This window comes from Leucobacter sp. HNU, assembly GCF_047946755.1.
GTDB lineage: Bacteria > Actinomycetota > Actinomycetes > Actinomycetales > Microbacteriaceae > Leucobacter.
The window spans coordinates 2,136,426-2,153,588 of the sequence record NZ_CP178837.1 but is presented as its reverse complement, the minus strand read 5'-3'; the positions used below and the strand labels follow the sequence as shown (position 1 = coordinate 2,153,588).

Below are 17,163 nucleotides of genomic sequence, written 5' to 3'. Positions count from 1 at the left end.
CATCGCCCGACTGCTCATCGTCGGCCCTCCCGGGGCGGGCAAGGGCACGCAGGCCCAGCGGATCGTCGAGCGCTACGGTGTTCCCGCGATCTCGACCGGCGACATCTTCCGCGCGAACATCAAGGGCGGCACCGAGCTGGGCAAGCGCGTCCAGGCGATCATCGAGGCCGGCGAGCTGGTCCCCGACGAGCTCACCAACGAGATCGTCGCGGACCGCCTCGGTCAGAGCGATGCCGCGAACGGGTTCCTGCTCGACGGCTATCCGCGGACGGTCGATCAGGTGCACGCGCTCGACGCCGTGCTCGATGCACAGGGGCCTCGCTCGACGCCGTCGTGCTGCTCGAGGCGGACACCGAAGAGGTCGTCGCCCGCCTGCTCAAGCGCGCCGCCGTCGAAGGCCGCGCAGACGACACCGAAGAGGTCATCCGGCACCGCCAGGAGATCTACGCGGCGCAGACGGCCCCGCTCATCGAGCTCTTCTCGGATCGGGGCATCCTCGTGGCGGTCGACGGTCTCGGCGGCATCGACGAGGTCTCGTCGCGCATCGCCGACGCGCTCGACGGAAAGCTGAGCGCCGTCAAGTGAGCCGTGGGATCCTGCGCCGTTCGATCTACAAGTCGCCCGCGCAGCTGCGCCTCATGCGGGAGCCGGGCCTTGCTGCCGCGGCCGCGCTCCGGGCCATGCGGGAGGCCGTTCGGCCCGGGATCACGCTGCTCGAGCTCGATGCGATCGCCGAGGACGCGATCCGGTCGCTCGGGGAGCGCCCAACTTCATGCTGGAGCCCGGCTACCGGCACACCATCTGCGCGAACCTGAACGAGCACGTGGTGCACGGCATCCCGACCGATCATGCGCTCGAGCCCGGCGACATCGTCTCGCTCGACGTGGGCGCCGTACTGGGCGGCTGGAACAGCGACGCCGCCATCACGGTGGCGCTGCCCGACCCGACCCGGCCCGACCACACGGACGAGATCGAGAAGCTCAGCCACGTCACCGAGCAGGCCATGTGGCGGGGCATCGCCCGTCTCGCGAGCGCGAAGCACGTGAACGAGATCGGCGAGGCCGTGTCCTCGTACGTGCGCAAGCACAGCGACTACGGCGTGCTCGAGGACTACATCGGCCACGGCATCGGACGACGCATGCACGAGGATCCTCCGGTGTTTAACGTGCCCGTGTCCCGCAAGGGGCCCGAGGTGCGCCCGGGGCTCGTGGTCGCGATCGAGCCGATCATTTCCGCCGGCGGTATCGACACGGTCGTCCAGGACGACGACTGGACCGTGACCATCGCCGACGGATCGCTGAGCGCGCAGTGGGAGCACTCCGTGGCCGTGCACCCGGGCGGTATCTGGGTGCTCACCGCCGAAGACGGCGGGGCCTCCGGCCTCGAGCCGCTCGGCGTCACTCCGGTCCCCATCCCGTAGGCGATTCGCGGCCGTCAAGCCGACACGCTGATTCGCTTGTGATCCCGGGCGAGTTCGGTTAGGATTTCTCTTTGGTGCCTTGCGCCTCGTTCCGTGTTCTCTTCTGGAGTCGCGACCGAGGCGCCCGGCATTCGCAAGACGAGTGAATACCCACCGAAGCGATAGTGAGGCTATGGCCAAAAAAGACGGCGTCATCGAGATCGAGGGCCAGGTGATCGAGGCTCTGCCCAACGCGATGTTCCGCGTTGAGCTGACCAACGGGCACAAGGTTCTCGCCCACATCTCGGGCAAGATGCGTCAGCACTACATCCGCATCCTCCCCGAGGATCGCGTGGTCGTTGAGCTGACCCCCTACGATCTGACCCGCGGCCGGATCGTCTACCGCTACCGCTGAGGCTCGCTCGGAAGTAACGGCTCGCGGCACCCCGCGAGCACGAGGACAGCGAACCACGTAAAGGAAACATCATGAAGGTCAAGCCCAGCGTCAAGAAGATCTGCGACAAGTGCCGCGTGATCCGTCGCCACGGCCGCGTCATGGTGATCTGCGAGAACCCCCGCCACAAGCAGCGCCAGGGCTAGTCCCGGCGCCCGGTAGGGCTGCTCCGGGGCATTCGACCCCGATCACACGCAACTGAATACGAATCCTGCGACCGATTCCGGCTCGCAGGATGACCCACAAGCGCATCGAAGATCCCGCGCGGCGACCGGCACCGAGCCGATCCACGCGCGGGGGACACCTCGGGTCGGAGGCCCGAACCCCCGATGCGCACCACACCTCCACTTCCGCTAAGGAGAGCCAGAATGGCACGTCTCGCAGGAGTCGACATCCCGCGTGAAAAGCGCGTCGAGATCGCACTCACGTACATCTACGGCGTCGGCCGCACCCGCGCGCTGAAGACCCTCGCCGACACCGGCATCGATGGCAACATCCGCGTCAAGGACCTCAGCGACGATCAGCTCGTCCTGCTCCGCGACTACATCGAGGGCAACTACAAGGTTGAGGGCGACCTCCGCCGTGAGGTCGCCGCTGACATCCGCCGCAAGGTCGAGATCGGCAGCTACCAGGGTCTCCGCCACCGCAAGGGGCTGCCCGTGCACGGTCAGCGCACCAAGACGAACGCTCGTACCCGCAAGGGACCGAAGCGTACCGTCGCCGGTAAGAAGAAGTAATCCCGGTCAGCGCGACCACACACATAGGTTTCAGGAGAACAGTCAATGGCTGCACCGAAGTCCGCGGCTCGTAAGCCGCGTCGCAAGGACAAGAAGAACGTCGTCGTGGGCCAGGCCCACATCAAGTCGACCTTCAACAACACCATCGTCTCGATCACCGACACCACCGGTGCCGTGATCAGCTGGGCCTCCTCGGGTGGCGTCGGCTTCAAGGGTTCGCGCAAGTCGACCCCGTTCGCCGCACAGCTCGCCGCAGAGAACGCCGCCCGCAAGGCGCAGGAGCACGGCATGAAGAAGGTCGACGTCTTCGTGAAGGGTCCGGGCTCCGGCCGCGAGACCGCGATCCGCTCGCTCCAGGCCGCCGGTCTCGAGGTCGGGTCGATCAACGACGTGACCCCGCAGACGCACAACGGCTGCCGTCCGCCGAAGCGTCGCCGCGTCTGAGTCGACAGTCGCGCCGGCTTCCGGCCGGCGCGACTGCCGCCCATCGGGCGGCACCCCATCCCCCTGGCTCAGACCAGATCCCGCATGAGTCATATAGCGGACTCCAGCGAAAGGACCACACACAGTGCTGATTGCACAGCGACCCACTCTGACTGAAGATTCCATCTCCGAGTTCCGTTCGCGTTTCGTCATCGAGCCCCTGGAGCCGGGCTTCGGCTACACGCTCGGCAACTCGCTGCGTCGTACCCTGCTGTCCTCGATCCCGGGTGCCGCTGTGACCAGCGTGCGCTTCGAGGGCGTTGCACACGAGTTCACGACGATCCCCGGCGTGACCGAGGACGTCACCGAGATCATCCTCAACATCAAGGATCTCGTCGTCTCGAGCGAGCACGACGAGCCGATCACGGCGTACCTCCGCAAGACCGGCGCCGGTGAGGTGACCGCTGCGGACATCTCGGCTCCGGCCGGTGTCGAGGTGCACAACCCCGAGCTCGTCATCGCGACCCTCAGCGACACGGCTCAGTTCGAACTCGAACTGACCATCGAGCGCGGCCGCGGCTACGTCTCGTCAGCTCAGAACCGCAACGAGGACGCCGAGGTCGGCCGGATTCCGGTCGACTCGATCTACTCGCCCGTGCTCAAGGTGACCTACCGCGTCGAGGCGACTCGTGCCGGTGAGCGCACCGACTTCGACCGCCTCGTGGTCGACGTCGAGTCGAAGCCCGCGATCAGCCCGCGCGACGCGATCGCGTCCGCCGGTTCGACGCTGGTGGAGCTGTTCGGCCTGGCTCGCGAGCTCAACACCGCCGCCGAGGGCGTCGAGATCGGCCCCGCGCCGGTCGACGCGGTCTCCGACGGGGAGCTCTCGATCCCGATCGAGGATCTCGATCTCTCGGTGCGCAGCTACAACTGCCTGAAGCGCGAGGGGATCAACACCGTCAGCGAGCTCGTCGCTCTCTCCGAGGCGCAGCTCATGAACATCCGCAACTTCGGTCAGAAGTCCGTCTTCGAGGTGCGCGACAAGCTCACCGAGATGGGCCTCTCGCTGAAGGACGCCGTGCCCGGTTTCGACGGCGCGCAGTTCTACAGCTACGAAGACGACGCCAACTAATTCGGCCGGCGTTCGCCCGACCGTTCATTTTCCACTGGAGTAAACAATGCCCAAGCCCAACAAGGGTGCGCGCCTCGGCGGCGGCCCCGCCCACGAGCGCCTGCTGCTCAACCAGCTCGCTTCGCAGCTCTTCGAGCACAAGCGGATCCAGACGACCGAGACCAAGGCGAAGCGCGTTCAGCCCGTCGCCGAGCGTCTCATCACCTTCGCGAAGCGCGGCGACCTGCACGCCCGCCGTCGCGTGATGCGTCAGATCCTCGACAAGTCCGTCGTGCACGAGCTCTTCACCGAGATCGCGCCGCAGGTCGAGAACCGTGAGGGTGGCTACACCCGCATCATCAAGACCGGATTCCGCAAGGGCGACAACGCTCCCCTCGCAGTGATCGAGCTCGTGCTCGAGCCCGTGAACCCGAAGCCGAAGGCCGCCAAGAAGGCTGCCAAGGTCGAGGAGCCCGCTGCCGAGGTCGCCGAGACCGAGGCCGTTGAGGCCGAGGCCGCCGAGGCCCCCGCCGCCGAGGCTGCGGAGGAGAAGGCCGAGTAAGGTCCTCTGCTCTTCGGAAGCGCCCCGCCGTGTTCGCACGGCGGGGCGCTTCCGCGTTTCCGGGGTGCCGCCGGGGTCCCTCACCGCCCGCGATCCGCAGTCGCACTGATTTTGAGCCTCAGACTGAGATATCCGGTGCAAATCTCAGTCTGAGTCTCGAAATCAGTCTGGCGGAGAACCGGCCACCGGCAGACCGACGACAGCCCCGCAAGGAGCTGCTAGCGTCGAGGCGCCCCGAAGCCGACGGCCTCGTCGGGCTGCTGCAGCGCGGCGATGGCCTTCGCGACGGAGTCCGCGTATCGGGAGCCGCCCTCGGGCTCCGGGTGGATGCCGTCGCCGGCCAGCAGCTCCGGCCGGGGCGTGATCGCCGAGTTCCAGTCGGCGACGACGACGCCGCGGTGCTGCGCGGCGAACTTCTGCAGATCGGCGTTCACGCCGGGGATCCAGTCCCGGTCGGCATGCGCGTTGACGAGCACGAGCTGGCGGGTGCCGGCGACGGACCGCAACCGCGCGAGGTCGTCGTCCAGCACCGGCCCGTTGGTGCCGAGACCGACGACGAGGACGCGCCGCAGCTCCCCGCGCCCTGCGAGGTCCTCGACGATGCCGAGACCGGCCCCGAGACCTCGCGACACCTCGGCGTCGATCGAGATCCCCGGGAACCGGGCCGCGAGCTCGGGCGAGCTGGCGAGCATGACCGAATCGCCGACCGCGGTGATGTCGCCGCCGACCGGTTGCGTGGATGCTGCCGCAGCGGGCGGGGGAGCCGGCTTCTTCTTCCGCAGCGCCTCCTGCCCGCGCAGGATGGCCTCGGCGGAACTGCTGCGGCTCGGCGCTGTGGCGACCGCGATCGTTACAGCGGGCAGGGTCAGGAACAGCAGCACGAGGACGGCCGAGGCGATCCGCCGGCGCCGCAGGGTGCCCTGGGCCGGGCGGATCAGCAGCCCGACCGAGCGGCGCAGGCCGAGGGCACGCACGGGCAGCTCCAGATAGCGGTAGGAGAGCGCCGCGCAGGCGACGGTGATCAGCAGGGCTCCGAGCCCGAGCACCCAGGATCCGGCACCCGTGCGTCCCTCCGGGCCCATCAGCTCGGCGCCCAGCACCCAGACGGGCCAGTGCCAGAGGTAGATGCCGTATGAGCGCGCGCCGACCCAGCGCAGCGGTGCGACGTCGAGTGCGCGGCCGAGCCAGGCTCCCGGACGGGTGACCGCGGCGACGACCGCGAGGGCAGCGACCGTGGCCAGCTGGATCCCGCCCGCGAAGCTCTCGACCGACCCCTCGCGCAGCACGCAGGCGAGCCAGAGGAGTACCGCGAGGCCGCCGACCGAGATCGCGAGCAGCCGGATCTGGGCCTGCCGCTCGATGATGACCGGAGCGCCACCGAGCCGCTCGTCGCGGTACAGGCGCAGCGCGAGTGCGGCTCCGAGCAGCAGGCCGAAGACGTGGGTATCGGACCCGAAGTAGACCCGGGTCGGCGGAGCCCCGGAGAACGCGAGGACGGCCATCCAGATCGCGGACGCGATTCCGAGCGCGAACAGCAGTGCGCACGCTGTGCTGCGCTTGGCCCGGCGGAGCAGGAGGAGGAGCAGGAGCGGGAGGGCGACGTAGAACTGCTCCTCGATCGAGAGGGACCAGGTGTTGCGGAAGAGCTCGGGGGCATCCTTGGCGAAGTAGTCGACCCCGGTGGCGGTGTACACCCAGTTGCTGACGAAGAACGCGGCTCCCAGGAGCTGCCCGCCGATGCCCACGAGCGCGTCCCGTCCGACCGCGAGCGCCGCGGTCGTGCAGACGAGCAGCGTCGCGCCGAGCGCCGGCAGCAGGCGCCGCGCCCGCCTGCGCCAGAACCGCCCGAGCCGGATCGTGCCGCTGCGATCTGCCTCGCGCAGCAGGAGCGAGGTGATGAGGAAGCCGCTGATCGCGAAGAAGACGTCGACGCCGATGAAGCCGCCGGGCAGCGCGCCGGGGAAGAGGTGGTAGACGACGACCAGGGCGACGGCGACTGCTCGGAGCCCGTCGAGCCCGCCGAACCAGCCGCTGGAACGGGGAGCGCCGAGTCGCGCGCCGGAGCGCGCGGACGGGGAGGCAGTGGGCGGTGCAGTCATCGATACCGAGGGGCCGGGCGAACCGGTGCCGCCCGACGAAGTCGCGCTCCAGTCTACGCGAGGGCTCTCCCAGCCGAGCGTTCGCGGGTGTGCCCGGGCCGGGCGCGGATCGCCCCGGCGGGGCCGGTGCGAGGGTGCGTCTGGCAGGATCGGATCATGCGCTTGCGTCTCGACCTCGCCTACGACGGCACCGACTTCCACGGCTGGGCGACCCAGCCTGGCCTGCGTACGGCGCAGTCCGAGCTGGAGTCCGCGATCGCGGTGCTGCTGCACGTCGATCCCGCCGCGGTGCGGCTCACGGTCGGGGGCCGCACCGATGCGGGCGTGCACGCGCGCGGGCAGGTGGCCCATCTGGACGTCGACGATGCCGGCGCTGCGAAATGGGGCGCCGACTCCCGCCTGCGCACGCGCAAGGTCAACGGCGTGCTGCGTCGGAACGCTCCGGATCTCGTCGTGCACTCGGTGACGGAGGCGCCCGTCGGGTTCGACGCGCGGTTCTCGGCGCTGCGCCGTCGGTACGAATACCGGGTGCGGGGAACGAACGCCAGGCGCGATCCGCTCAGCGCGCGGTACACGGCCGAGATCCCCAGGGAGCTGGACCTCGCGGCGATGCAGGTCGCCGCCGACGAGCTGCTCGGGCTGAACGACTTCACGACGTTCTGCAAGGCGCGCGAGGGGGCGACCGCGGTGCGGGACCTGCTCGTGTTCGAGTGGCGCGAGACGGAGGACGGCGCCTATGCGGCGCGGATCGAGGCCGACGCATTCTGCCATTCGATGGTGCGCGCCCTCGTCGGCGCGGTCGTGGCGGTCGGGCACGGGCGTCTGGATCTCGCCGAGCTCGTGCGTCTGCGGGATGCGAGGGCGCGGTCGAGCCGGTTCACGGTGATGCCCGCGCACGGGCTCTCGCTCGAGGAGATCGTGTACCCCGAAGCCGGCCGGCTCGCGGATCGCGCTGAGCAGACGCGTGCGAAGCGCGACGCCCTCGACTGAGCCGCGGCGCTCGAAGCGGGCGCCTGTGCTAAAGTAGACCCTTGGTGCGCGCTGCCTGCAGTGCGCGCCCGAATGTGAGCCCTCCAATCGCGGCTCGCGGTCCGCCGCGAACCGCCCGGAGCGGGATCCACGAACACCTCCATTTCGACAGAAAGCAGCACGACAGTGACTCGCACTTACTCGCCGAAGGCAGCTGAGCAGAAGCACGACTGGCTCGTCATCGACGCCACCGACGTGGTCCTCGGCCGCCTCGCCTCGCACGCCGCAGCTCTGCTCCGCGGCAAGCACAAGACCACCTTCGCCCCCCACATGGACATGGGCGATCACGTGATCATCATCAACGCCGACAAGGTCGTCCTGACCGCGAACAAGGCCGCTCAGAAGCGCGCCTACCGCCACTCGGGCTACCCGGGCGGCCTCCGTTCGGTCAGCTACACCGAGCTCCTCGAGAAGAACCCGGAGCGCGCCGTCGAGAAGGCGATCCGCGGCATGCTCCCGAAGAACTCGCTCGGCCGCGACCAGTTCCGCAAGCTGAAGGTCTACGCAGGTGCCGAGCACCCGCACGCGGCCCAGCAGCCGACCGCCTACACCATCGGCCAGGTCGCGCAGTAGTCGCGGACCAGAGTTTTAGAGAAGGACATCACACTGTGACCACTGCAGAGCAGACCGTGGCCCCCGAGAGCTACACCACCGAGACGCCGGCCTCGCAGGCCGTCGCCTCCACCCCGCGTCCCGCGCTCACCGTTCCCGGTGCAGCAGTCGGCCGCCGCAAGCAGGCCATCGCCCGCGTGCGCCTCGTTCCCGGCACCGGCACGATGACCGTCAACGGTCGCGACCTCGCCGAGTACTTCCCGAACAAGCTGCACCAGCAGCTGATCACCGACCCGTTCACCGCGCTCGAGCTGAACGGCTCGTACGACGTGATCGCCCGCATTGTCGGCGGCGGCCCCTCGGGCCAGGCCGGGGCTCTCCGCCTCGCGATCGCTCGCGCGCTCAACGAGATCGACGCCGAGCACAACCGCCCGACCCTGAAGAAGGCCGGCTTCCTGAGCCGCGACGCCCGAATCAAGGAGCGCAAGAAGGCCGGTCTCAAGAAGGCCCGCAAGGCTCCCCAGTACTCGAAGCGTTAATCGCCGAAGGTCCAGCAATGGGTCGCCTGTTTGGCACGGACGGGGTCCGGGGTCTGGCCGGGGTCGATGTGACCGCCGAGCTGGCCCTGGGCCTCGCTCAGTCTGCAGCCTTTGTTCTCGGGCGCGATGCGCGCACCGAGAGCCGTCGCGCCACGGCCATCGTGGCGCGAGACCCCGGGTCTCCGGGGAGTTCATCGCGGCGGCCGTCGCCGCCGGCCTCGCGTCGGCCGGTGTCGACGTGCTCGACGCGGGGGTCATCCCGACCCCCGCCGCGGCATACCTCGTGGCCGACACCGGCGCCGACTTCGGCGTCATGGTCTCGGCCTCGCACAACCCGGCGCCCGACAACGGGATCAAGTTCTTCGCCGCGGGCGGGCGCAAGCTCGCCGACGAGATCGAGGACGAGATCGAGGCGGCGATGCAGCGGCCCCACGCCGGCACGACCGGTCGTGAGGTCGGACGCATCCGCCGCTTCGCCGATGCGGAGGACCGCTACGTGGTCCATCTGCTCGGGACGCTCGAGGGCGTCCGCCTCGACGGCCTGCACGTGGTGCTGGACTGCGCGCACGGTGCCGCGGCCGGGATCTCGCCCGAGGTCTTCTCGGATGCCGGCGCGAAGGTCACGGTGATCGGCAACGATCCCGACGGGTTCAACATCAACGACGGGATCGGCTCGACCCACCTCGAACAGCTCGTCGAGACGGTGCGCTCCACGGGCGCCGACCTCGGCATCGCCCACGACGGCGACGCCGACCGCTGCCTCGCGGTCGACGCCGACGGCGCGGTCGTCGACGGCGATCGGATCATGGCGATCCTCGCGCTCTCGATGGCGGGACGGGGCAAGCTCGAGCAGAACACGCTCGTCGCGACCGTCATGTCGAACCTGGGGCTCAAGCTCGCGATGTCCGACAACGGCATCGACGTGATCGAGACGGGGGTCGGCGACCGCTACGTGCTCGAGGCGATCAACGCGCACGGCTATTCGCTGGGAGGCGAGCAGTCCGGGCATGTGATCATGAGCGAGCACGCGACGACCGGCGACGGGATCCTCACCGGCCTGCACATCGCGGCCGAGATCGCCCGCACTGGGAAACCGCTCTCCGAGCTGGCGAAGTGCATGACCGTGTACCCCCAGGTGCTCGTCAACGTGCGCGGCGTCGACCGCACGGGCGTGCACGGCGACGCCGTGCTCGAGCAGGCCGTTCGCCAGGCGGAGATGGTGCTGGGCGCCAAGGGCCGCGTGCTGCTCCGTCCCTCGGGCACCGAGCCCGTGGTGCGCGTGATGGTCGAGGCCGAGCACGTGGATCAGGCGCAGCAGCTCGCCGACGATCTCGCGGCGGTCGTGAAGGAGCGTCTCGCGGTCTGATCGAGTCCGATCCGATGCGCGTGCATCACCCCGACAGGAGGGCCCGGCATACGCCGGGCCCTCCTGCGTTTCCGGACAGGGGATAGGGTGATGGCATGAGCGCTCTCCGGGGATTCGCACGATTCATCGCATGGACGGGGCTGACCGCGGTCGGCGCCCTCCACCTCGCCTGGGCCTCCGGCTCGTCCTGGCCCGCGAAGAACCGCAAGCGCCTCGCCGAGTCGGTGGTCGGCAACGCCGCGGCGCTGCCCGAGCCGACCGCCACCGCGGCCGTCGGTGCGACTGCGCTCGTCGGGGGCGCGATCGCCGGCGGCGCGCTGGGAGAGAACGGGGTCGCCGTCGCAGTGCGGCGCACGGGCGGCGCCCTGCTGCTGGCGCGGGCCGCGTTCGGTGGCGATGCGGCGCTCGCGGTGCTGGGGCTGCCGCCCGCAGGCAGGCGCTTCCGTGAGCTGGATCGGCGCTTCTACCGCCCGCTGTGCGGAGTGCTCGGCGCCGCGATGATCATCGGGGCGCGTCGGCGCCGGGGCGCCGCGAACGGCTGAACCGCGACGGATGCGGGGCCCGGGAGATTCCCAGCCCCGGTCCTCCGCACGGGGCTGACCCTCGTCTCGCGCCCCGAGCGGCGAGGGGAGTCCCGCTCAGTACCAGTGCGGGTTCCGCGACTGCCAGGTGTTCCAGGCGTTGCACGGGCTGCCGTAGCTCGCCGAGATGTAGGCGAGGCCCCAGTTGACCTGGGTGGCGCCATTGGTGCGCCAGTCGGCACCGGCGGCCGCCATCTTCTCGGCGGGGAGCGCCTGGGGGATCCCGTAGGCGCCGCTCGACGGGTTCAGGGCGTCCGCTCGCCAATCGGATTCGCCGTTCCAGAGCGAGACCAGGCAGGAGAACTGCTCGCCGCCCCAGCCGTACGAGGGCAGCACGGATCGCGCGTAGGCCTGCGCTCCTGCGGGATCGACGGCGACTCCGCCGCCGATGTTGACGCTGCCGCCACCGCCACCGCCACCGCCGTTGCCCGCATCGCCTCCGCCGTTCTGGGCCTCCTGCTGGCGCCGCGCCTCCTCCTCGCGCTGCTGCTCCGCGACCTGGAGTCCGAGCTGGTAGCGCTCCTCGACCTTCGCCGTCGTGCCGCGCAGCGAGGCGAGCTGCGCGTATACGGTGCTCGTATTGCGGCTGGCCGTGCTGACGGCGGCATCGGCGCGCTCCTGAGCGGCGGCGGCCTCGGACGAGGCGCGATCGGCCTCCGCCGCGAGCCGCGCGCGCTCCCGCTTGGCCGCCGTCGCCTGATCCTTCAGGTTCTGCTCGGTGTTGACCGCGGCCGCGGCGCGCTCGGAGAGGGTGTTCCACGTGCCGGCCACCTGCTGCGCGGTGTCGAGCTTCGCCATGAACTCCGCGGGATCCTTGGCGGTGATCAGCTGGCTGGTGCTCGCCAGGCCGGTGCCGTCGCGGTACATCCAGGAGACCACGCGGCCGAGGCTCTCGCTGTCGCTCTGCAGTCGGGTCCGATCGGCCTCGAGCCGGCTCTGGATCTGCTTCTCGCGCGCGGTCGCATCGGCGAGCGCCTGATCCGCGCGCTGCGCGCTGCGGAACGCGACCACCGCCTTCGCCGAGGTGGTCGCCGCGCCCGACTGGGCGCGCTGCAGGGCCTGCTGCAGCTTCGCGTACTCCGCCTGCTTCGCGCTCTGCGAGGCGCGAGCGGCGTTGACCTCGTCCCAGGTGGGATAGCCGTCGGCGGTCTCGTCGCCGGGGTTCGCGACCGCGGGGAGGGCTCCCGCGAGGACGAGGGCCGCGGCCAGGGTCGCGACCGCGGCACGACGGGAACGCCGGAGAGCAGTCATGCCCGGAAGTGTAGATCACGCGCCGCAAGGGTTCCTGGCCGCGCGCCCGGCGGGGCGGATCTCGGCGCGGCGGAGCGCCTCGCCGCCGGTCTCAGAGCTTGCGGAGCAGCACCTTCTGGACGCGGTGGTCGGCCTCCTTGCGCAGGACGAGGGAGGCGCGAGCGCGCGTCGGCCGGATGTTCTCGACCAGGTTGGGCTCGTTGATCCCCTTCCAGAACTCGTGCGCGAGCGCGCGGGCCTGCTCCTCGTCGAGCCCGGCGAAGCGGCGGAAGTAGGAGCTCGGATCGGCGAAGGCGCCGTCCTTGAGCTTCAGGAAGCGGTCCTGGTACCAGCGTTCGATGTCGGAGGTGCGCGCATCCACGTAGATCGAGAAGTCGAAGAGATCGGAGACCGCGAGCGGGCGCTCGTTCGACGGGGGCTGCAGCACGTTGAGCCCCTCCACGATGAGGATGTCGGGGTTGCGCACGATCGTGTACTCGTCGGGGACGATGTCGTAGATCAGGTGGCTGTAGTGGGGAACCCGCACCTCGGGCATGCCCGCCTTCACCTGCGAGACGAACCGCATCAGCGCCCGGCGATCGTAGGACTCCGGGAACCCCTTGCGGTGCGAGATGCCGCGGCGCTCTAGCTCCGCGTTCGGGTAGAGGAACCCGTCGGTCGTGACGAGCTGCACCTGCGGGGTCTCGGGCCAGCGCGCCAGGAGGTCGCGCAGGATCCTCGCCACGGTCGACTTGCCGACGGCCACCGAGCCCGCGATGCCCAGCACGAAGGGGGAGGGGCGATCCTGCTCGCGGTGGAGGAAGCCGCGCGTGCGCCGGTGCACCTCGCGCACGCCCTGCGCGTACTCGTTGAGGAGTCTGCTGAGGGGCCGGTAGACCTCGGAGACCTCACGGAGGTCGAGCAGTTCCCCGAGGCCGCGGAACGCCTCGATCTCCGCTTCGGTGAGTGGCATGGGGGTCTCGCCGGCGAGGCGCGCCCACTCTTCTCGACCGATCTCGATGAACGGGGAGGAGAAGTCGGGACGGATCAGGGCCTGGGTGTCGGTGCTGAACTCGGTCATCGTTCACTCATGGTGCCACTAAACTGATGCGCATGTGTGGAATCGTCGGATATGTCGGCCCCAACGACACCGTTGAGGTGCTGCTGAACGGCCTGCGCCGTCTCGAATATCGCGGATACGACTCGGCGGGAGTCGCCGTCGTCGACGCGGAGGGCGCGGTCGCGGTGCGCAAACGCTCGGGCAAGCTCGCGCGACTCGAGGAACTGCTCGAGCTCGATCCGCTGGCGGCGGCCGGCACCGGCATCGGGCACACCCGGTGGGCCACCCACGGCGGCCCGACCGACGTGAACGCGCACCCGCACCTGGGCGACGGCGGCAAGCTCGCCCTGATCCACAACGGGATCATCGAGAACTTCGCCGAACTCCGCGCCGAGCTCGACGCCGCGGGCGTCGAGCTGCTCAGCGAGACCGACACCGAGGTCGTCGCAGCCCTGCTCGGGCATGAGATCGCGAAGGGCCGCGAGGCCGGCGACGCGGATCTCGAGACCGCGTTCCGCGCGGTGGTCGGCCGTCTGCACGGCACGTTCACCCTGCTCGCGATGCACCAGGACCAGCCGGGCGTCGTCGTGTCCGCGCGCCACAACTCTCCGCTGGTCGTCGGCCTGGGCGACGGCGAGAACTTCCTCGGCTCCGACGTCGCCGCCTTCGTCAGCTCGACCCGGCGCGCGGTCGCGGTCGACGAGGACAACATCGCGATCATCACTCCCGAGGAGGTGCGCATCACCGATTTCTCGGGGGCACCCGTCGAGTTCGAGGAGTACGAGGTCGCCTGGGACGCGGAGGCCGCCGACAAGGGCGGCTGGTCGTCCTTCATGGCGAAGGAGATCACCGAGCAGCCCGACGCGGTCGGCAACACGATCCGCGGGCGCGTGGTCGACGGCGCCGTCGAGATCCCCGAGCTCTCGGAGCTCGGCGACGACCGGCTGCGCGGGATCGACCGCATCATCATCATCGCGTGCGGCACCGCCTCCTACGCGGGCATGATCGGCGCCTATGCGATCGAGCAGTGGGCGCGGATTCCCGTCGAGGTGCAGCTCAGCCACGAGTTCCGCTACCGGGACCCGATCCTCACCGACGGCACGCTGCTCATCTCCGTGAGCCAGTCCGGCGAGACCATGGACACCCTCATGGCCGTCAAGTACGCCATCGAGCGGGGCGTCACCACCGTCTCCGTCTGCAACACGCAGAGCGCCACCATCCCCCGGGAGTCCGACGCGGCGGTCTACACCCACGCGGGCCCCGAGGTCGCGGTCGCGTCGACCAAGGCCTTCGTCGCGCAGATCACGGCGCTGTACCTCATCGGCCTGCACCTCGGCCGCGTGCGCGGAACGCTCGCCGCCGACGCGCAGGCGAGCGCGGTCGCCGCGCTCGCGGCGCTGCCGGCGCAGGTCGCGGAGGCCGTCGAGACCCACGAGCAGATCGCGCAGCTCGCGCACTGGATGGCGGACACCCGCTCGGTGCTGTTCCTCGGGCGCCACGTCGGGTACCCGACGGCCCTCGAGGGCGCGCTCAAGCTCAAGGAGATCGCGTACATCCACGCCGAGGGCTTCGCCGCAGGCGAGCTCAAGCACGGTCCGATCGCCCTCATCGATCACGGCCAGCCGGTGTTCGTGCTCGTGCCGAGCCCGCGCACGGCCCCGGTCATGCACTCGAAGGTGGTCTCGAACATCCAGGAGATCCGGGCGCGCGGCGCCCGTGTCATCGCGATCGTCGAGAAGGGCGACACCTCGGTGCTGCCCTACGCCGACGACGTGATCCGGATCCCGCTCACCGACACCCTCTTCGAGCCGCTCCTGCAGGTCATCCCGCTGCAGTGGTTCGCACTCGAGCTCTCGACGGCCAAGGGCCTCGACGTCGACCAGCCGCGCAACCTCGCGAAGTCGGTGACGGTCGAGTAGTGATCATCGGGATCGGCGTCGACACGGTCGATATCGGTCGTTTCGAGCGGCAGATCGAGCGCACTCCGCGCTTGTTGGAGCGGCTCTTCACCGAGTCGGAGCGCTCGCTGCGGCTCCACTCCTTGGCCGCGCGGTTCGCGGCCAAGGAGGCGCTGATCAAGGCCCTCGGGGGCGATGCCGGGCTCAGCTGGCAGGATCTCGCGCTCGTGCGCGGCGAGGATCGCGTCCCCGCGTTCCTCCCCACGGCCGCGCTGGTCCGGGTGCTCGGCGAGCGCGGCGCGAGCATGCCCCACGTCTCGATGACGCACGACGGCGGGATGGCCACCGCGTTCGTGGTGCTCGAGACCGGCGTCGTCCCGGCGCCGGGCGATAGCCTCGAAGCAGAATCCGAGCAGGACGGAGCGTAAGCGATGAGAACAGGCGGAATGCGGGTCGCCGAGATCTCCCTGCCGGCGGTGCGGCACAACGTGCGGCGCATCAAGGAGTTCAGCGGCGGCCAGGTGATCGTCGTCGTGAAGGCCGACGGCTACGGCCACGGCGCCGCGATCATCGCGCAGGCGGCCATGGACGGCGGGGCGACCATGCTCGCGACCGCCGATCTGGAGGAATCGCTGCGCCTGCGGGAGGCCGGCGTCGAGGTTCCGCTCCTCTGCTGGTTGCACGGTCCGCGCACCGATTTCGGCGCGGCCATCGAACAGCGCATCGAGCTCGGCGTGAACAATCTGGCCCAGCTCGACGCCATCGCCGAGGCCGCGCGCGCCGCGGGACGCCGCGCGACGGTGCAGCTGAAGGTCGACACCGGACTGAGCCGCAACGGGATCCAGCCGAGCGACTGGGACCTGGTGTTCGCCCGCGCCGCCGAACTGACCGCCGCGGGCACGATCCGGGTGCGGGGAATCTTCAGCCACCTCGCGAACGCCGGCGCCGAGGCGGACCGAGCGCAGGCCGCGAACTTCGACGAGGCGATCGCGCTCCTCGCCGCGCACGGGATCGAACCCGAGATGCGGCACCTCGCCGCGAGCGCGGCCACGCTGACCTCGCCGCACCTGCACTACGACACGGTGCGGATCGGCGTCGCCGCCTACGGACTGAGCCCGCTCGCCGACAAGACCTCCGCCCAGCTCGGGCTCGTTCCGGCGATGACGCTGAAGTCCGAGATCGTCGCGCTGCGCGGAGTGCCGGCGGGAACGGGCGTCTCCTACGGCTACAACCACGTGTGCGAGACGGCGACGACCCTCGCGCTCGTGCCGATGGGGTACGCGGACGGCATGCCCCGGGCACTGAACGGCTCGGGGGCCTGGGTGACGGTCGCCGGCGAGCACCGTCCGATCGTCGGGCGCATCGGCATGGACCAGTTCATCGTCGACGTCGGCCCGCTCGCGGGACGCCTCGAACTCGGCGAGCCCGTGGTGCTGTTCGGCGACCCCGAGCGCGGGGCACCGCCGGTCGAGATCTGGGCCGGGCTCATGCGCACCATCAACTACGAGATCATCGTCGGCATCGGTCCCCGCGTGCTCCGGCTCCCGGTCGAGGATCCGCTCGCCGAGGCCCCGGACGCGGACGAGGCGGCGGCAGCCGGCCCCGAGCGGGGCGGCGCGTGAACGCCGGGAACCTCGAAGCGGCGTCGCGCCGCTTCGAGATCACCGATCCCGAGGCGATGCACGCGCTGGGCGTGCGTCTGGGAGGGCGGCTGCGCGCGGGCGATCTGCTGATCCTCACGGGGCCGCTCGGCGCCGGCAAGACGACGCTGACCCGTGGGATCGGCGAGGGGCTCGGCGTGCGCGGGCCGGTGACGAGCCCGACGTTCGTGCTCGCGCGTACGCACCCGTCGCTCGCCGACGGCCCGCCGCTCGTGCACGTCGATGCCTACCGCTTGGCGGACGCCGAGGAACTTGACGACCTCGACCTCGATTTCGAGCGCTCGGTCGTCGTCGCGGAGTGGGGCGCGGGCCTGCACGCCGAACGCGACTCCTGGCTGGACGTCGTGATCGAGCGCCCCGAGGGACGCGCCGGCGACGACGCCGACGACCCCGACTGGTCCGAGGCCCTCGTGGAGCCCCGGATCGTGACCATCACCGCGGTCGGACCGCGCTGGCAGACGG

16 protein-coding genes and 4 pseudogenes are annotated in these 17,163 nt (G+C 70.2%); 17 read left to right on the top strand and 3 right to left on the bottom strand.

Annotated elements, in window-relative coordinates:
* Position 1: 1 nt before the first annotated feature.
* The 8 genes and pseudogenes from AB3K78_RS10605 (at position 2) to rplQ (ending at position 4,686) form a co-directional block, all read left to right on the top strand.
* Positions 2–585: pseudogene (locus tag AB3K78_RS10605) on the top strand (adenylate kinase).
* Positions 586–638: 53 nt separating this feature from the next.
* A pseudogene (map, locus tag AB3K78_RS10600) lies at positions 639–1,420 on the top strand (type I methionyl aminopeptidase).
* Between the two features lie 172 nt (positions 1,421–1,592).
* Positions 1,593–1,814: a translation initiation factor IF-1 gene (gene infA / locus AB3K78_RS10595; protein WP_046456207.1), complete on the top strand. Its 222-nt coding sequence runs from the start codon at positions 1,593–1,595 to the stop codon at positions 1,812–1,814.
* 71 nt (positions 1,815–1,885) lie between these two features.
* On the top strand, positions 1,886–1,999 hold the full coding sequence (rpmJ, locus tag AB3K78_RS10590) for a 50S ribosomal protein L36 (RefSeq protein ID WP_003998809.1): 114 nt from the start codon (positions 1,886–1,888) through the stop codon (positions 1,997–1,999).
* Positions 2,000–2,221: 222 nt separating this feature from the next.
* Complete coding sequence (rpsM, locus tag AB3K78_RS10585; RefSeq protein ID WP_046456208.1) at positions 2,222–2,590, top strand: 30S ribosomal protein S13; 369 nt, start codon at positions 2,222–2,224, stop codon at positions 2,588–2,590.
* A gap of 45 nt (positions 2,591–2,635) precedes the next feature.
* Complete coding sequence (rpsK, locus tag AB3K78_RS10580; protein WP_046456209.1) at positions 2,636–3,034, top strand: 30S ribosomal protein S11; 399 nt, start codon at positions 2,636–2,638, stop codon at positions 3,032–3,034.
* Positions 3,035–3,158: 124 nt separating this feature from the next.
* Positions 3,159–4,145: a DNA-directed RNA polymerase subunit alpha gene (locus AB3K78_RS10575; RefSeq protein ID WP_416443046.1), complete on the top strand. Its 987-nt coding sequence runs from the start codon at positions 3,159–3,161 to the stop codon at positions 4,143–4,145.
* Between the two features lie 46 nt (positions 4,146–4,191).
* The gene (rplQ, locus tag AB3K78_RS10570; RefSeq protein ID WP_416443044.1) at positions 4,192–4,686 is read left to right on the top strand and encodes a 50S ribosomal protein L17; all 495 of its coding nucleotides are present in this window, start codon (positions 4,192–4,194) and stop codon (positions 4,684–4,686) included.
* A 218-nt stretch (positions 4,687–4,904) separates the two neighbouring features.
* Here the strand turns inward: rplQ and AB3K78_RS10565 are convergent, their stop codons facing one another.
* Complete coding sequence (locus AB3K78_RS10565) at positions 4,905–6,785, bottom strand: acyltransferase family protein (protein WP_416443042.1); 1,881 nt, start codon at positions 6,783–6,785, stop codon at positions 4,905–4,907.
* 156 nt (positions 6,786–6,941) lie between these two features.
* Here AB3K78_RS10565 and AB3K78_RS10560 point away from each other — a divergent pair, with 156 nt between their 5' ends.
* The 5 genes and pseudogenes from AB3K78_RS10560 to AB3K78_RS10540 all read left to right on the top strand — a co-directional run bounded on the left by AB3K78_RS10560 (position 6,942) and on the right by AB3K78_RS10540 (position 10,813).
* A complete protein-coding gene (locus AB3K78_RS10560; RefSeq protein WP_416443040.1) occupies positions 6,942–7,775 on the top strand; it encodes a tRNA pseudouridine synthase A in 834 nt (277 codons plus the stop codon).
* Positions 7,776–7,940: 165 nt separating this feature from the next.
* Positions 7,941–8,387 (top strand): 50S ribosomal protein L13, encoded by a 447-nt coding sequence (gene rplM, locus AB3K78_RS10555; RefSeq protein ID WP_046456213.1) that lies wholly within the window; start codon positions 7,941–7,943, stop codon positions 8,385–8,387.
* A 35-nt stretch (positions 8,388–8,422) separates the two neighbouring features.
* Positions 8,423–8,905: a 30S ribosomal protein S9 gene (gene rpsI, locus AB3K78_RS10550; RefSeq protein WP_046456214.1), complete on the top strand. Its 483-nt coding sequence runs from the start codon at positions 8,423–8,425 to the stop codon at positions 8,903–8,905.
* A gap of 17 nt (positions 8,906–8,922) precedes the next feature.
* Positions 8,923–10,271: pseudogene (gene glmM, locus AB3K78_RS10545) on the top strand (phosphoglucosamine mutase).
* 95 nt (positions 10,272–10,366) lie between these two features.
* Positions 10,367–10,813 carry a DUF3995 domain-containing protein gene (locus tag AB3K78_RS10540; protein WP_416443038.1) on the top strand — a complete coding sequence of 149 codons (447 nt, stop codon included), beginning with the start codon at positions 10,367–10,369 and terminating at the stop codon, positions 10,811–10,813.
* Between the two features lie 96 nt (positions 10,814–10,909).
* Here the strand turns inward: AB3K78_RS10540 and AB3K78_RS10535 are convergent, their stop codons facing one another.
* Together AB3K78_RS10535 and coaA are read right to left on the bottom strand one after the other, a co-directional pair.
* On the bottom strand, positions 10,910–12,103 hold the full coding sequence (locus AB3K78_RS10535) for a coiled-coil domain-containing protein (protein WP_416443036.1): 1,194 nt from the start codon (positions 12,101–12,103) through the stop codon (positions 10,910–10,912).
* 91 nt (positions 12,104–12,194) lie between these two features.
* Positions 12,195–13,163: a type I pantothenate kinase gene (gene coaA, locus AB3K78_RS10530; protein WP_416443034.1), complete on the bottom strand. Its 969-nt coding sequence runs from the start codon at positions 13,161–13,163 to the stop codon at positions 12,195–12,197.
* 32 nt (positions 13,164–13,195) lie between these two features.
* On the opposite strand from coaA, the gene glmS reads away from it, so the two are divergent.
* From glmS to tsaE, 4 genes and pseudogenes are all read left to right on the top strand, one after another.
* Complete coding sequence (gene glmS, locus AB3K78_RS10525) at positions 13,196–15,061, top strand: glutamine--fructose-6-phosphate transaminase (isomerizing) (RefSeq protein WP_416443032.1); 1,866 nt, start codon at positions 13,196–13,198, stop codon at positions 15,059–15,061.
* Positions 15,061–15,468: a holo-ACP synthase gene (locus tag AB3K78_RS10520; protein ID WP_416443030.1), complete on the top strand. Its 408-nt coding sequence runs from the start codon at positions 15,061–15,063 to the stop codon at positions 15,466–15,468. The genes glmS and AB3K78_RS10520 overlap by 1 nt, the downstream gene beginning before the upstream one ends.
* Positions 15,469–15,471: 3 nt before the next feature.
* Positions 15,472–16,662, top strand: a complete 1,191-nt coding sequence (gene alr / locus AB3K78_RS10515) for an alanine racemase (RefSeq protein ID WP_416443028.1) — start codon at positions 15,472–15,474, stop codon at positions 16,660–16,662.
* A gap of 56 nt (positions 16,663–16,718) precedes the next feature.
* A pseudogene (gene tsaE, locus AB3K78_RS10510) lies at positions 16,719–17,156 on the top strand (tRNA (adenosine(37)-N6)-threonylcarbamoyltransferase complex ATPase subunit type 1 TsaE); the annotation flags it as partial.
* Positions 17,157–17,163 lie beyond the last annotated feature (7 nt).